This window comes from Mesorhizobium sp. M4B.F.Ca.ET.203.01.1.1, assembly GCF_004791025.1.
GTDB lineage: Bacteria > Pseudomonadota > Alphaproteobacteria > Rhizobiales > Rhizobiaceae > Mesorhizobium > Mesorhizobium abyssinicae.
Map to the genome: position 1 here is coordinate 270882 of NZ_SRUO01000004.1, position 15857 is coordinate 286738.

Consider the following 15857-nt stretch of genomic DNA (forward strand, 5'->3'; position numbering starts at 1 on the left):
AGCAAGGATCTGGTTGATCGACAAGGCCCGTCATCGGCGGGCCTTGCTTGCTGCCGCCGATGGCTACCGCGCTCTTCCTCCAACTCGCGCGGCGCGGCATGCTGCGCCCTTCGGTCGCCGGATCAAGCCCGGCCGTTCAATGCATCCCAGAGTGGCAGACCTCACGCCGTTCCGGTTGAAACCGGGCCGCGGCGCCCGGATGACGGGCACGCCCGCCTGCCCGGCGAGATATGCGGCAGTCGCCGTCCGGCGCCGTCGCGCCTGTTTGCGATCCGGGCGAGTGCTGACAGAAATCGCGCCAACTCTTTACCGACATAGAACGGAGCCTGGTCAAGAAAACCTGTATTTCCCAAGATTGAGCAAAGCACATCCGCAGCGCACGGAAAGACAGACACCCGCTGCATTTGCCGGTTCGATAAGTCGACACCTTCAAGTCCGCTGGCCCCTTCGCCAACAAGCTTTGCGAGGCTCCCAGAGAGCCTGCCTCGCCGGGGGCCGCAGCCGATTTCGCCCACCATTCCGGACCGGCAGGCAGCCCGATTCGTAAGGTGCATGATTAACCAATCACCAATGTATGAGGTTAACGGATCGCTAATTTAGTTGACTACAATCGCCATAGGTATATTTTTATATGCGTTGGGTGTGCAATTTGGGCGAGCAAGATCGGCGATGGTGGCAACCAGACGCGTGATCGCGATTCACGGGGCATAGCGGGCTGAGCGGCAACCAATAAGCCGTACGGCACTGCTCCCGCAAACTCAGACGTTTTTACGCACATCATGGGTGATGGCGCCTCGGCTTACGCTGAGGGTCGCTACTGTTTCGGGACTTGGTCGAGCAACGCTCTTGCTTGGCCGGGGTGGTGGTGCGCGTGCTGCGTAAGGGGGAGTCATGAGCAGGGTGATGAAGGTCGTGAAGCTCGACCCAAGGGGTGGTCGCAAGGGTGCCAATACCGATCGCGGCCGGGCGCTGGTCGCTGGCGGCGCCGGGTTCCTGGGTTCGCATCTGTGCGAGAGGCTGCTGCATGACGGATACGAAGTCGTCGTCCTCGACAACTTCCACACCGGAAAGCGCTACAACCTCAACGGCATGCATCGCGATCCGTTCTTCACCTGCATCAAGCACGACATCGTCGACGCCTTGCCGATGGATCTCGCCGTCGACGAGATATACAACCTCGCCTGCCCCGCCTCTCCGCCGCACTATCAGGCCGATCCGATCCATACATTCAAGACGAGCGTGCTGGGCTCCATCAACCTTCTGGAACTCGCCCGGCGGCACAATGCCAAGATCTTCCAGGCTTCGACGTCGGAGATCTATGGCGACCCGCTGGTGCACCCGCAGCCCGAAAGCTATTTCGGCAACGTCAACACGCATGGCCCGCGCTCCTGCTATGACGAGGGCAAGCGCTCGGCCGAGACGCTGTTCTTCGACTATTCGAGGACATACGGTATCGACGTGCGCGTCGCGCGCATCTTCAACACCTATGGCCGCCGCATGCAGCCCGATGACGGGCGGGTGGTGTCGAACTTCATCGTCCAGGCGCTGCGCGGCGAAGACATAACCGTCTACGGCAGCGGCATGCAGACGCGCTCGTTCTGCTACGTCGACGACCTCATCGAAGGCTTCATCCGGCTGATGAACGCCCCAACTTCGCCCGCCCATCCGGTCAATCTCGGCAACCCCGTCGAATTCACCATCATGGAACTGGCAGAGCTGGTCATCGACTATACGAATTCGCGCTCGCGGATCGTGCACCGGCCGCTGCCGGTCGACGACCCCAAGCAACGCAAGCCGGACATCTCCTTCGCCAGGCAGCATCTCGACTGGGAGCCGAAGATCAGCCTGAGAGAAGGGCTCGCCCATACCACGCAGTATTTCGACGCCTTGCTCGGCAGTCGCCGGCCCGTCAAGGAGGCTGTCACGTCATGAAACGCCGCCCGATCCTGGTGACAGGTGGGGCCGGATACATCGGCAGCCACACCTGCAAACTCCTGTCGGAGGCGGGCTACCTGCCGGTGGCGTACGACAATCTGAGCCGCGGCAATGAGGGGTCCGTAGCCTGGGGTCCTTTGATCGTCGGCGACGTCCGCGATCGTCGGACGCTCGAGCGGGCGATCACGACCCGCCGGCCGCAGGCGATCATCCATTTCGCAGCGCTGGCCTATGTCGGGGAGTCGGTCAGCGAACCGGCCGACTATTATTCGACCAACGTGGCGGGAACGATCGCGGTGCTCGACGCGGCGCGGGCAAACGGCATCGACAACATCATCTTTTCCTCGAGCTGCGCGACCTACGGCGTGCCGGCGTCGCTGCCGGTCAGCGAGACCTCGCCGCAGCGCCCGATCAGCCCCTATGGCCGCACCAAGCTGATGGGCGAAGAGATCATCCGCGACTATGCCTCGGCCTATGGCATGAAGTACGCGATCCTGCGCTATTTCAACGCCTGCGGCGCCGACCCGGACGGCGAGCTCGGTGAATGGCACACCCCCGAAACCCATCTCCTGCCCAGGGTGCTGATGGCTGCGTCCGGCATGATCGATGCGATCGAGGTCTTCGGCACCGACTACGACACGGCGGACGGCACCTGCGTGCGCGACTATATCCACGTCAGCGATCTTGCCCGTGCCCACCTGAAGGCGCTCATTCATCTGGAAGCGGGCGGCGACAGCCTGTCGGTCAATCTCGGCACCGGCCGCGGCGTTTCCATCAGGGAGATCCTGGAAACGGTCGCCCGGATGACGGCGCGACCGGTTCCGGTCGTCTACCGGCCGCGGCGTCCCGGCGATCCGGCCGAGCTCTATGCCGATCCGAGCCTGGCGCGCGAGCAACTGGGCTTCGTGGCGGAACTGTCCGACATCGACACCATCGTCAGGACGGCCGCGCCCTTCTTCGGTCTCGGCCCGGCAATGCCGGCGCCCGCAATTTCCGCTCCGGATCCCGTGACAGCGCCGCGCACTGCTGCGCGGGCACCGGTAAACACCAGCCCACAAGGCTGGCAGTCGTCCCTGTGAGTAATGTGTCGGGGCGTGGGCTCGCTGAGTTGGGTTGAAAACTCGCTCAGCGGGCCTCTTCTTTTTGCTGATTGCTGCGGTGGGCCGACCAGTGCCTGACGGTCACGGTTTCCACCGAAACGGAGAACCGCTCTATCTCTTGTTTTGTCGCAATTCCGGACGGAAAACCGCCTCACGCGTTTCCTGCAATTGCTTAGCCCTTGGGATCCACCAGCTTGCGGGCCGTTTCGAACTCTATGTTCTTGGCGTCGCCTTCCTGGAACTTCCGGTGCTCCCCGGAAGCATCGTCCGAAGCGTGCTTGAAGCTGTACCAGCCGCCGTCCGGATCCTTGCGCTGCTCGACGTTGCCGTCCTGGATGCGATGGCTGAAGCAGGTGCGGATCGGCGTCGCGGCATAGGCCGTGGACCGCCAGACGAGCTCCATGCACATCTTGCCGTTGCTGGTCAGCAGCCATCTGCCTTCGGCGATGGAGGTCGAATCCGGTCCGGCGGTCCAGGCACGCAAACGCCTGTCCTGCGCGAAATAGGCGGCTCCATCCTGCCAGTTCCACGTGCGGTCCGCGTAGAACAGCTGCATCTCGAACGCCGTCGGAACGGTGGCGGTCTGGGTAGGCGCTCGATCCTTCGCGGCGGCCGTGTGCGCAACGCCGGCAAGCGCCATTTCGCTGCAGGCGACGAGGGCGATCAGCAAGGCGTGCCGCGCAAGCGGCCGGCCCCTTCCGGCTCGTTGAATTGTCGGCATGATAGACGGTCGCATGTCGGTGTTCGCCTCCCCCATCCGGCGCCAACACGCACACGCAAGCCTTCGCCCCAAAGGCATCGCGGTTGCCGCCCCCGCCTGCTATTAACCGCGAGGCAAGGAGCGGTGTCAATCGCTGTTGCCCACGGATCCACGACACCGTCTCGACGGGCGGGACCAAGCTTGTGGATTCGAACAGGCTGCTGGTCTATAGGAGCAGCCGCCACCACAAGGAGCCGCGACCTTTGGGCTTAGGGGCCGCGGACAATCGGCAAGGAACCCGATGCCGGGCATCTCGGATCTTCCCGATGAGCCCACCGGAACGCGGCGGCGAAAGCCTGCGGAGAATTGGTTGAAACGAGCAATCTCGATAGTCGTTACCCTGGCGCTGCTGGCCTGGCTTGCCAGCGACGCGCGCTGGAAGATGGTGGGCGATGTCTTCGACCGCGTCACGCCAGCCACCTTCGTGGCTGTCGCCCTTACTCTGTTCGTTACCTATGGGCTGCGGGCGCTGCGCGTCTGCGACGAATTCCGCGACGAGGTGCATGGTCGTTTCGGCGCCTGCCTGCGCGTCATCCTGATCCACAATGCGATGATCAACGTCGTGCCCTTCCGCGGCGGCGAGACCGCCTTTCCGCTGCTTTTGCGCCAGGTCTTCGGCATCTCGATCATGCGCGCCAGCGCCTCGCTTTTGTGGTTCAGGCTGCAGGACGCCTTCGTCGTCGGCATCCTCGCTTGCCTGGTCTGGCCAGGGTTGCACCCAGCGCTGAGAGCCGCGGGGATCGCGGCGCTGATCGCCGCCGCCTGGTACCTGCCGCGCTGGGCGCGCGCGCCGCATGACTGGGACGGGCGGGGCCGGCTGGTGGCCAAGCTCGGCCGCATTCGCGACATCTTCACCGAAGCGACCGGACGCTCGCGCTATGGCTGGTGGTGGACGGTCGCCAACTGGGCGCTGAAGCTTTCCGTTCAGGCCTGGCTGCTGGCGCTGATGCTGGGGACATCCTTCACGACCGCCTTTCCGGGCGTGGTCGGCGCCGAGGGCGCCGCCATCTTGCCGGTGCAGGGCGTTGCCGGCTTCGGCACCTATGAGGCGGGCGCGGCGGCGGCGCTGCTCACCTCCGGCATCGCCATGAAGAGCGGCCTGCAGGCGGCGCTGGCGCTGCACCTGTTCATCTTCGGCTCGGCGATCGCCACCGGCGCGATCGCCTGGCTGTTCCCCTCCAAATCGACGCTGCCGGAAAGCCCGGCGGCGGAACCTGCAAGGAAGCCCTCGCTATGAGCCTGCTGCCCATCCCTGCGTCAGGTTTGCCCGACGGCGCGGTCATGCCGGAACATATGCTGTCGATCGTCGTGCCCATGTACAACGAGGCCGAGAATGTCGAGCCGCTGCTGGCGCGCATTCACCAGGCGATGGAGCACTATAGCCAGCCCTGGGAGGTCGTGCTCGTCGATGACGGCAGCACCGACGCGACGGCAAACGAAATCCGCCGCCTGGCGGCGCATTACGGGGCGCATGTGCATGCGGTCGAGCTGGTGCGCAACTACAAGCAGACCGCTGCCATGCAGGCAGGGCTCGATGCCGCGCGCGGCGACGTCATCGCCACCCTCGACGGCGACCTGCAGAACGATCCTTTCGACATACCGCGCATGGTCTATCGCCTGCTGACCGAGGACCTCGATCTCGTGGCCGGCTGGCGCAAGGACCGCCAGGAGGGCTTTTGGATGCGCCGGCTGCCCTCGCGCATCGCCAACAGGCTGATCGGGCGCGTCACCGGCGTGCGGCTGAAGGATTATGGCTGCAGCCTGAAGGTCTTCCGCGGCAGCGTCATCCGCAGCGTCCGGCTCTATGGCGAAATGCACCGCTTCATCCCGGCCTGGCTGGCGACGGTGACGACGCCGCGGCGCATCGCGCAGGAAGTGGTGACGCATCATGCGCGCATCTACGGCCAGTCCAAATACGGCATCTCGCGCACCTTCAGGGTCGTGCTCGACCTGGTGTTCATGTACTTCTTCATGCGTTACCGCACCCGGCCCGGACATTTCTTCGGCGGCATCGGCATCGTGCTCGGCGCGCTGGGTTCGCTGGTGCTTGCCTATCTCTTCTGCGTGAAACTGTTCCTCGGCCAGGACATCGGCACGCGCCCGATGCTGTTCGCCGGCTTCTTCCTGCTCATCGCCGGAGTGCAGATGGTGACGTCCGGCGTGCTGGCGGAAATGCTGGCGCGCGTCTATCACGAGGCGAACGGGGCGTCGGCCTATGTTGCGCGGCCGCGGCCGGATGAACAGGAAAGTGACGGCTGGCGTCGCCCGGCGTCATGATTTGACCGGACTTCCATGGAACTTGCGCCAGCAATGATCCCGCCAATACGCAGGCGCGGCAGTGCGCTTGCCGCCTCGCCGCAGGAGGTTCGATGTCGATAGTGGTGACCGGAGCCGCCGGCTTCATCGGCAGCCATGTCTGCCAGCGGCTGCTGGCGCGCGGCGACGATGTCATCGGCATCGACAATATGAACAGCTATTACGACCCGGCGCTGAAGGCGGCGCGGCTGGCGCGGCTTTCCGGCAGGAAAGCATTTTCGTTCCACCAGCTCGACATCGCCGAGCCGGGCGCCCTGGCGGCAGCGCTGGGCAAGCGGCCGGTGCGCGGCATCGTGCATCTGGCGGCGCAGGCGGGCGTGCGCTATTCGCTCGAAAATCCGCGCGCCTATATCCACGCCAACATCGCCGGGCAGCTCGAAATCCTGGAGCTCTGCCGGGCCTCCTCCGGGCTCGAGCATCTGGTCTATGCCTCGTCGAGCTCGGTCTATGGCGGCAACACGAAAGTGCCGTTCGCCGAGAGCGACCGCGTCGACGACCCGGTGTCGATTTACGCGGCGACGAAGAAGGCGGACGAGCTGATGAGCTCGACCTACGCGCATCTGTTCGGCCTGCCGCAGACGGGCCTGCGCTTCTTCACCGTCTATGGCCCGTGGGGCCGGCCAGACATGGCGAGCTGGATCTTCACCGAGGCGATGCTCGCCGGCAAGCCGATCCGCGTCTTCAACCATGGCGAGATGTGGCGTGACTTCACCTATATCGACGACATTGTCGAGGGCGTCGTCGCCGTCCTCGACAAGCCGCCCGCGTCCGACGGCCCGCGGCACAGGCTCTACAACATCGGCAACAGCCAGCCGGTGCATCTCGGCCGCTTCATCGACACGCTGGAGAGCCTGCTCGGCGTCAAGGCGATACGCGACAACCTGCCCCTGCAGCCCGGCGAGGTCGAAAAAACCTATGCCGACACCAGCGCGCTGGAGCGGGATTTCGGTTTCAGGCCGAAGGTGCGGATCGAGGAAGGCCTGCGGAAATTCGTCGACTGGTACCGGCAGGAATGGCGGCCGGAGGGCAAGAGGTAAGGCGCAAGGCCTGCGCCAGCCTCTCGCCCTCGGCTCGCGCCCCCCGGCGAAGGATCAGTGTCGCGAGCGGCGGCTTGAACGCCAGCCGCTCTTTTCCACTGCCCTTCCATATTAGTCGACGCTGATTAAAATTCGGGCAAGCGGCGTGGTGAGCACCGTCTTTCGCCATTGCGCCAGATATTGTTAAAATGCCACCTATTGGCTTTGCTGCCCGCCCTCGGAAGGCGGCGCGTCAACGCGGTACGCAGATCCTCGCTCCTACACGCATCCGTCGACGAAGGGACCGCCGACCCATAGCGAGCCGTTGTTGTACATGCTGGTGCCGCTGCCATCGGTGTAGCCGGTGGCCCGGTTGTCGATATGCAGCCTGCTGTTTGGGACCAGCTGGCCGTTCACCTTAATGCTCTTGATGAACAGGTTGCGATCGCCTGGCTTGCCCTGCCCGGCCCACAGATCATTGGCAAAGCGAAGCTCGATCAAATGCGGACTGGCCACGGCGCTGAGGTCGACGAAGAATGGCTTCGCATCGGCCGACGCCGCCTGCAGCTCGGCGCCGATCTGGTCGGGCGTTATGGCCTTGCTTTGCACGCCCGAAACGTTGATCTGGGCGACGGGCTTGCCATCCACCAGGACATCCAGGCGCGGCGGTCCTTCGAACTCCGTGCCGGTGGCGTCGATCTCCAGGTTGGTGACGGTGCAGCGCGCAGTGTCTTTGGCCTCGGCAGCGACCAGATCGGCGACGCGCCGCCGCTGCGACTGCACCCATCCGGCGATTGGCTGCAGCAGCGCGTTGCGATCGCTGGCGTCGTTGAAGAGATTTGTCCGCTCGTCGGGATCGGCCTTGAGGTCGTACTGCTCGACCTTGCCGGTGGTCGCGTTGAAGACGACCTTGCGGTCGTCCTCGCGGTAGCCGAACAGGAAGCCAGCCCAGGGATTGAAGAAGAAGGTCTTGTTCGGCCGCTGCTCGCTGAACAGGCTGCGCCCCTGCCACTGCTTGGGCAGCGGAAGACCGAGTATGTCGAGGATGGTCGGGGCGATGTCGACGATGCCGCCGACGGAATGTACGACCTGATCGTGGAAGAGATGCTTGTTGATCATGATCAGCGGGATGTGGACGTTCTCCTCATAGATCGCGCTGGCATGGACATAGTCGTCATGCTCGCCGAACGCCTCGCCATGATCGCCAAGGATCACGACCAACGTTGAATCGAGCTTGCCCGACTGCTTCAGCGACTCGAGGATTTCGCCAAGCGCCGTATCGCCGACCTTGAGGGCATTGAGGTAGGCATTGAATTTTTCGTCGTCCGAGTAGTGGACCAGCCCGGTGTGGGAGGACGGCGCCATCTTCGAGAACATCGGGCTGTCGGTGATGTAGGGATAATGGGTCATCGCCGTGAACATGATGGCGAAGAAAGGATTGCCCTCGTCCTTGTTCATCCAGTCGATGGTCGACTGCGCCGTGCACAGATCACTGTTGTAATCCATATTCTTCCACTGCTCGGAACTGAGCTTGAAGGTGGGAGTGGCGCATTTCTGCCCGCGATAATCCTGGATCGTATCAAGCCCCTTGTTGAGCAGGAATTCGTCGACGCGCTGGAACCGGGAATCCGCGCTCCAGAAGAAGCCGGTGCGAAAGCTGTGCGCGGAAAGGATGTTGGAGATCGAGTCCAGCGGCAGATACGGGTGCTGCATCGTCATGCCGTAGTATGAGATGTCGTTGTACATCGAGGTAAACAGAGAAAATAGCGAGTAGTGCGTGGAAGGGGCATGCGCATAGATGTTGTCAAAGCGCACGGAATCCGCCGCATAGCTTTTTATGTTTGGCGTGACGGGGTATTTACCGCCAAAGGTCTCGATATATTTGGATGGCACCGACTCCATCATGAAAATCAGCACGTTCTTGATCGGGTTCGGTACTGGCGCCTTGAAGCTCGAGGTTTCCGGCGGCCGCTCCGCGACGCTGGCGGTGTCGGGGTCATTGGCGCTGGCGTTCATCGTCAGGACCACCGGCGTCGGACTGAGCAGGGCCGATTCGACGAAATGCACGATCGGATTGTCGATCTTCGCCGCTGGCAGCGCTTCCGCATGCACGTGATAGGCCGTGCCGGCCAAGGCGCCGGCGACGCCCAGCACGAGCGTGGCCAGAAGGACCCTGTGACCGACGACACCGAGCCGCAGCCACAGTCTGGCCGCCGCGTAGCCTAGGACAAGCACCAGAAGGATGGACAACGACACGATGGCGACGTCCCTGGTGTTGAGCGCGTCGCCCATGGCGTTCCGGGCGTCGGCATTCTGCAGGAAGTCGCCATAGACCAGCCATTGGAAGGTGAACGGTTCGCCCAGCATCTTGACGAGATTTATGTTGGCAAAGCCCCAGCCCAGCGACACCAGGACGGCGAGGTAGAAAATGAAGCCGACAACAGCGCAGCCAAGCCGGCTGGCCTTGACCGGAAAAAGAAGGATCAAGGCCGTCACGGTCAGGGACGCCATGACGATCAGGTCGTAGTAGCTCGATGCCAGTCCCTTGGGCATGGACGCGACAAGGCCGCCAAGCGTCGTTTGCGGATCGACGATGACGCCCCGGTAGACGCCCAGAAGCAGCCACGACAACAAGCCTGTGCAAATGATCTGCAGGCTCATGCGCCGGAAGCGCGTGTCCCGCGACGACGCTGGCGGCTCGTTCGACACCATACGGCCGCTCACGGCAATGCCCTGCCCGGCGTGCCGGAACGGCTCGCCCAGCCCGTGCCGCCAATGACGCCGGCAATCGCGAAAACACTCATAGGACTATCCGCCGCCAGTTTGCGCTTCGGCCCAGCCACGGCCGAAAGCCTTCAAACCCCCATGACAGAATCGGTCCGAGCTAAAAAAGAGTCAACAAAATCAAGTATTCGTTAACCAAACTTGTCGTGAACTGGTTAACCGGACGCGTTGACCTCACCCGAACGCGTAGAGGGCTTCCGTGGAAATGGCCCTGAAGTAGGCGGTGAATTCCCAGTAATTCTCGATGCGCTCGGCGAACGGGCGCGATGGCGGCTTCAGGATGTCGGTCTCGAAACGGTCGAGGCGCTGAGAGCCGCCGAGATAGGCTATGATCGCGTTGCCGACCAGCGGATCGGCGATGTCGCTGTAGTGGATCGGGAAATAGGGCTGCCCGGTTTCGAACAGTACGGATTTGATCTTGGCCCGAAACAGGTTCAGTTCGTGGAGATAGGCATTGAAGCGGTCGATGTCGAAACGCACCTTTTTCCGGTAGTCGCCGGCGGGCAGCGGATCCGAGGCATGAACCGCCCAGACTCCGGACGCCTCCGCCTCGAGCAATGAAACGAACGACGCGACCGGGTTCCTGACGAGCCAGAGTTTCTTGACGCTCTGGTCTTCCAGAACCGGAAGAATGGCGGGGCGCGTCTGTTCGGGGAATATGTGGAAGCCGACAAAGCGGGCCGCCGGGTCGTCGAAAATCCGCGCTATGAATTGTTCTGGGTCGGCGTCGCGCATCTCGACGCCTTCACGCGGCAGGCTCAGCTTCTCGTGGTAGTCGCTGCGCAAGCCGACAAAGCCCGCGTTGAAGATCTCGCCATGCATCACCATCCCCTCATACTGGTTGAGATGGCGGTTGAGCGCTTGCGATCCTGTCCTTTGCGAGGCGAGAAGCACGAACTTTTGGCAAGACTGCATTCGCACCAGGCCCGTGACGAATAAGACGGCTTCGAAAATACACCAATGACTTCTTGGATCAAATGCGGGCAGCCGCGGGCATGAATCGGCTGTGGCGGGCCTGCGCCCGCCACCCGTCAATGCCTTTCAGTACTGGTTCGCAGGATCAGCCGCCACGCAGGCGCGTCGGGCCGAAGCTGGCAATGGTCGTGCCGCGCTGCTCGGAAGGACATGTCGGCAGAAAGCGGCTGGCATCCGCATATGTCATGGTCGCGATCGAACCCTTCAGTCCGCCGCGCTTGGCGATCCAGCCGCGAACCCAGCCCGGATAGTTCTTCATCATGAAATTGGCGGCGACCTGGTTGCCCCGCGCCCCTGCGCCATAGGGCAGGTGGAAGCCGAAAGACGCGCGCTGCGTGACGCACACCTTGCTCTTGGGCATCGACAGATAGAGCGTGCAGGCCGAGTCGCACGCACCGTTGAAACGCACGAAGGTGCCGCTGCGGCGCATCTTCAGCGCACGGATAGCATAGTCGATCACATAGCCGCCGCGGTCGCCGCTGATCGTCTTGACGTTGGCACTGCCGAGGTTGATGCGCGGCCGCAAAAGTTGGTCGGCGGAGCTCGCCGAGACCGTTGCGCCCATTACGACGAGCGCACCGAGAAACTTCATTGTCGTTTTCATTTGCGCCTCCTGATATGCCGTCATGACTAGCCAGGAGCCGTAAAGATTGCTTATGCCGGGTCGCTAAAGTTGTAACAGTCGATTGTTTGCACAGTCATTTTAGCACCTGCTTGACGAGTTGGTTTACCGATGGCGCAAAAGCATGATCACCGAAAAGTAAACCTGACGCGGGCATAATGGCGGGTGGACCGCGTCGCGAAGGGCGCTGTCGGCGGGACCGAACAGGGAATTTCGATGGTCGTTGGTGGCAAGGAGCTGGGGCCGGTGGAGCCGGAAGGCAAGCCTCGCCGCGTCTGCGTCGTGACGAGCGTGATCGGCCGTCGCGGCGAGGACGATGCTGCCATGCCCGAGCTGGCCAGGCTCTTCGCCGGAGACGGCGACGACGTCACCCTGGTTTGGGTGCCGGGCCCGGACGCGCCGTCTTCCGAGGTGGTGGCGACACACCGCGGCGAGTTGGAGGCGGCCTCCATCCGGCTGCAGGTCCTCGACCGATCGGATCAGCTGCTTCCTTGGCTGGCGACGCCCGAGAGCCGGTCGGCCGCCCTGCTGCACTACCTGGAGCGGTCCGGCCATGACCTGGTCTATGCGCCGCTCGAGGGCGGATTGCCCTACTTCACCTTGCTCGCGGCCGAGACGGCGGCGTTCGCCGCACCGCCCATCGTGGCCGTCGCCCATGCCCCCAGCGAGTGGGCCGATGAAGCCGACAAGGCGTTCATGGACAGTACCGAGGCGATTGCCGTCGCCCATATGGAAAAATACTGCGCCGAGATGGCCGACAGCACGGTCTGTGCGTCGGCCGCCCTGCGAAAATGGATGTTGTCGCGGGGCTGGAAGGTCAGGAAGGCGACAGTGGCGCCGCTGCTGCGCGATCCGCGCGACGCGGCCGGCGCACGCACGCCGATTGCCAGGAAAAGCGCGAGCGAACTCGTCGTCCTCGCCGGGTGGCGGGTTCGCGATGGCCTGACGCTGCTCTGCGATGCGCTGGACACCCTCGCGCCGACCGCGCCCGAAGGCCTTACGGTCACCGCGTTCGGCCCGTTCGGAAGGATCATGGGCGAGCATAGCGGCGGACTGCTTCTGCGGCGCGCCGAGCGATGGCCGTTCAAGCTCAACCTTTTGCCGGACGCCGACCTGAACGCAAGGCTCGACCACGCCGCGCGGACCGGGGGGCTCGCTGTCGTTCCCGCGCGGGCGGCATCGACCGGCGGGGTCGTCGCTGCCTGCATCGCGGCGGGGTTGCCGGTCGTTGCGACCAATGTTGGCGCGAACGCCGAGGCCTGGATCGCCGAGGCCGGTCAGCCCGGGCTGGTCGATCCCGATCCCGCCGCGCTGGCGCGGGCGATTTCGGCCGCGCTCGACAGCCCGCCACGCCCCCAGCGGATCGTGCGCCAAAATCGCCAGGCCTGGTTGGATACGCGCGAAGCGCCGCGCAAGCGGACCCGCAGGGGCGCCGGCCCATCGCCGCTGGTTTCGATCGTCATGGCCCATCGCAATCGGCCGCTCTATCTGAAACAGGCGATCGCGGCGATCGAAGCGCAGACTTACCGGGATCTCGAGCTGGTGCTGGTCGACGATGGCAGCGACCAGGACGGGGCCAGGCGATTGCTGGATGCGCTGGAACCGGACTTCCGCCGGCGCGGATGGAAGATCCTGCGCCGGCCGCACCGGCATCTCGGCGCGGCGCGAAACGCCGGCGTTCGCGCCGCCAAGGGCGAGTTGATCCTGTTCGCGGACGACGACAACGCATTGTTCCCGGAGGCGGTGGACCATTTCGTGCGCGCCATGGCAGCAACGGGCGCGGACATCTGCACGGCGTTCCAGCTGATTTTCTACGAGGACGTCGTGCCGGAGAAGCGGGCCGACGGGCTGATCCAGTATCTGCCGCTCGGCGGCCCCGACGCGCTCGGCCTGATCCACAACGTCTATGGCGACGCCAATGCGATGGTGCGCCGGTCGGTCTTCTCGCGGATCGGATTCCTGGTCGAAGAGCCTGGCTACGCCGTGCACGACTGGGAATTCTTTGCGCGAGCCTCGCTTGCCGGGCTGAAGATCAGGCCGATCCCGAAGCCGCTCTACTGGTACCGCTCGAAACCGGATAGCATGTTCCGGACATCGAACTGGTACGATAATCGCCGCCCTGTCCTGGAGACATTTGGCTCCGGCCAGTTCGATGGCGCCGGGCCGCTCTACCAGCTCGCCATCGCCCAGAACACGACGCGATCCGAACTGGAAAGCGCGCGCGAAAACCTGAGGTACACACCCGCCTATCGAGACTATCTGGAGCTCTGCGATCTCGAGCCGAACAGCGATGTGGCCCTGAAGAAACTGGCGGGCATTGCCGGCTCGATCGGCCGTCCCGAGACCGTGGCCGGCCTGCTTGGACGGCCTGCCACCATGGCCGTTGATGCCCCCGGTCGTCCGCGCGACGGCGGCGGTTCAACCACCCTCGCCTACGAAGTGCTGCGGAGCGCCAGGTTGCTGACGCCACGCGCCTCGGCCCTGCCACTGTTGCTTGTCGCGCCGGATGGTGGCGGCGTGTTCCTGCGCCCGCACGCGGACGGCGTCGTCGCGGCCTCGCTTGATCTCCATTTTCCGCCCTTCTTTCGAAGGGTGGAGGCAACGGTCGAGATCGCGCATGCCGACGCGTCGGCATTGGACTTCGCGCTTGCGCTTGCCCGCCCCGATCAAACCATAGACTGGCAGGGGGATATCGCCTCCCAGACCTTTGCCTTCTCAGGCTGGACGACCGTCGAGGAAAAATTCGTGCGCCACTCGCTGGTGGCGGCGCTTCGCGCGCGGCGCAAAATGCCGCTCTCGATCGCGCTTGCGGTTCGTTTCGCGGGAAGGCCGAATGGTTCGCCGACCAATGCCTTCTTTCGGCAGCTTGTATTGTTCAGCGACTAGCGCCTTCGCGGCGGATTCGGACGTTAACCTTGCGCCAGGATGGGGCACGGCACACCCGCAGTTATGGTTGACAAAATGCTAACAAAACAATAAATTCAATATGGTGCGTGGTGAAAGGGGTTAGTTATGCGTAAGATCCAATCGCTACTGTTGGGTGGGCTTAGTATTCTTGGTGTAAGCGTCGCTTTCTCGGGCGCGGCGCAGGCGCAATTCGAAGTCGGGGTCAAGGAGGCCGAGCTCGCATGTGAGCAGGCCCTCAGGATCGGCACGATCGAGGCGCTCGAGGACTATCTGCATCGCTATCCGAATGCTCCGACGGCATGCAAAGCGCTTGCTTTGAACAGCCTGGCGCAGTTCGGTCCGGATGGCGACGGCGGAGATCATGGAGAGGGTGGCGGCGGCTACGGCGGATAAGTCCCGCCGCAGTTTCCAGTTCGCTATGTCAGGTGGCCGTGCCTTGGCGCGGCCCGACGGCGTTTGCGACGAACTCGGCGTAGCGATCCGAGGTTTTCATCCAGCCGAGGTCCACAAGCTGCGCGGCGTCGTGATAGCGAACGGAGCGATGGTTCCGGAGCGACAGTTTCGGATTGCGCTCCAGCGCCTCCATGTAGGCGGCGCGCTCCTCGAGCGTCTTTTCCTTAAGCTGCGTGTTCTCGCTCAGCGACGACGCTGATTTCTGGCGGAAGCCCCAGACGAATTTGAAGTGCAGCAGCGCGACGCGGAGTTCGCTGAACCGGACCTTGCTGATCGTGTGCTGCGCCACGTGATAGTGCCTGCCCCGCTCCCATCGCACGATCGGAACCTTGCTCAGGCACGGTGGAAAAGTCTGCTTGAACCGGCCGTGCCAGAAGACGCGCTCCCGCACGCCGCCGAACATCTGCTGCGGCGGATACAAGCCGTCACGCGCACGCAGCCAACCCGGCTCCGGATCGAAATAGGGTGAGGCCTCGATAAGCGGGATCTTGCCGTCATAGCTGCACTCGGCCAATGGGCCGTCGGCGTACATGTCGATCATGGAGCCAATCACCGCTTCCGAGCCGGTCGCGTCGAGATAATCGCAAAGCCGATGCAGATCCACCCGCTCGAAATCCGGGTAGACGAGCAGTTCGTCGGCGTCGATCGACAGACACCAATGGCCGGTGCCGAAGACGTTCATCAGCGTGTTGATCCACCGCGGTGGATCGATGTTTTCGGCGAAATGCGATCCCTCGGTGTGGAAGCAGTGGCTGTCCGCCTGCTCCAATATCAGTTCGCGCGTACCGTCGGTGGAGCCGTTGTCCAGGAAGAAAAACCGATCGACGCCGAGGCCGCGATAGTGATCGAGAAGCTTGGGCAGCAACGTCGCTTCGTTGCGCAGTCCGACAAAGCACAGGATCTCGCCAGCGGCCATGTCGATCGGCCGCTCGTCCAGTCGCGCGAGGTGTTTTGGGGATTGCAGGCCAACCATCGGAACGTCATCAATC

12 protein-coding genes are annotated in these 15857 nt (G+C 63.5%); 7 read left to right on the plus strand and 5 right to left on the minus strand.

What is annotated here, in order from left to right:
- Window positions 1–903: 903 nt before the first annotated feature.
- Together EN846_RS11235 and galE are read left to right on the plus strand one after the other, a co-directional pair.
- Window positions 904–1932, plus strand: a complete 1029-nt coding sequence (locus EN846_RS11235) for a UDP-glucuronic acid decarboxylase family protein (protein WP_245478165.1) — start codon at window positions 904–906, stop codon at window positions 1930–1932.
- Entirely contained in the window at window positions 1929–3014 is a 1086-nt protein-coding gene (galE, locus tag EN846_RS11240; RefSeq protein ID WP_127283589.1) for a UDP-glucose 4-epimerase GalE, read from the plus strand. Before EN846_RS11235 ends, galE begins: the two co-directional genes overlap by 4 nt.
- A 193-nt stretch (window positions 3015–3207) precedes the next feature.
- Here galE and EN846_RS11245 read toward each other — a convergent pair whose 3' ends face one another.
- Window positions 3208–3705: a DUF995 domain-containing protein gene (locus EN846_RS11245; protein ID WP_245478163.1), complete on the minus strand. Its 498-nt coding sequence runs from the start codon at window positions 3703–3705 to the stop codon at window positions 3208–3210.
- Window positions 3706–4105: 400 nt separating this feature from the next.
- On the opposite strand from EN846_RS11245, the gene EN846_RS11250 reads away from it, so the two are divergent.
- The 3 genes from EN846_RS11250 to EN846_RS11260 all read left to right on the plus strand — a co-directional run bounded on the left by EN846_RS11250 (window position 4106) and on the right by EN846_RS11260 (window position 7148).
- Window positions 4106–5032, plus strand: a complete 927-nt coding sequence (locus tag EN846_RS11250; RefSeq protein WP_127392427.1) for a lysylphosphatidylglycerol synthase domain-containing protein — start codon at window positions 4106–4108, stop codon at window positions 5030–5032.
- Window positions 5029–6072 (plus strand): glycosyltransferase family 2 protein, encoded by a 1044-nt coding sequence (locus EN846_RS11255; protein WP_127283587.1) that lies wholly within the window; start codon window positions 5029–5031, stop codon window positions 6070–6072. Before EN846_RS11250 ends, EN846_RS11255 begins: the two co-directional genes overlap by 4 nt.
- 92 nt (window positions 6073–6164) lie before the next feature.
- On the plus strand, window positions 6165–7148 hold the full coding sequence (locus EN846_RS11260) for an NAD-dependent epimerase/dehydratase family protein (protein WP_127309363.1): 984 nt from the start codon (window positions 6165–6167) through the stop codon (window positions 7146–7148).
- Between the two features lie 258 nt (window positions 7149–7406).
- On the opposite strand, the gene EN846_RS11265 is transcribed toward EN846_RS11260, so the two are convergent.
- The 3 genes from EN846_RS11265 to EN846_RS11275 form a co-directional block, all read right to left on the minus strand.
- Complete coding sequence (locus EN846_RS11265; protein WP_127392830.1) at window positions 7407–9851, minus strand: sulfatase-like hydrolase/transferase; 2445 nt, start codon at window positions 9849–9851, stop codon at window positions 7407–7409.
- Between the two features lie 234 nt (window positions 9852–10085).
- The gene (locus tag EN846_RS11270; protein WP_127283584.1) at window positions 10086–10826 is read right to left on the minus strand and encodes a hypothetical protein; all 741 of its coding nucleotides are present in this window, start codon (window positions 10824–10826) and stop codon (window positions 10086–10088) included.
- 145 nt (window positions 10827–10971) lie between these two features.
- Entirely contained in the window at window positions 10972–11490 is a 519-nt protein-coding gene (locus EN846_RS11275; protein WP_245493338.1) for a hypothetical protein, read from the minus strand.
- Window positions 11491–11724: 234 nt separating this feature from the next.
- Between EN846_RS11275 and EN846_RS11280 the strand changes: the two genes are divergently transcribed.
- Window positions 11725–14394: a DUF6212 domain-containing protein gene (locus EN846_RS11280; protein ID WP_187331189.1), complete on the plus strand. Its 2670-nt coding sequence runs from the start codon at window positions 11725–11727 to the stop codon at window positions 14392–14394.
- Window positions 14395–14520: 126 nt separating this feature from the next.
- Entirely contained in the window at window positions 14521–14808 is a 288-nt protein-coding gene (locus EN846_RS11285; protein WP_127283581.1) for a hypothetical protein, read from the plus strand.
- Between the two features lie 28 nt (window positions 14809–14836).
- Here EN846_RS11285 and EN846_RS11290 read toward each other — a convergent pair whose 3' ends face one another.
- Window positions 14837–15841: a glycosyltransferase family 2 protein gene (locus EN846_RS11290; RefSeq protein WP_127393851.1), complete on the minus strand. Its 1005-nt coding sequence runs from the start codon at window positions 15839–15841 to the stop codon at window positions 14837–14839.
- Window positions 15842–15857: the final 16 nt, after the last annotated feature.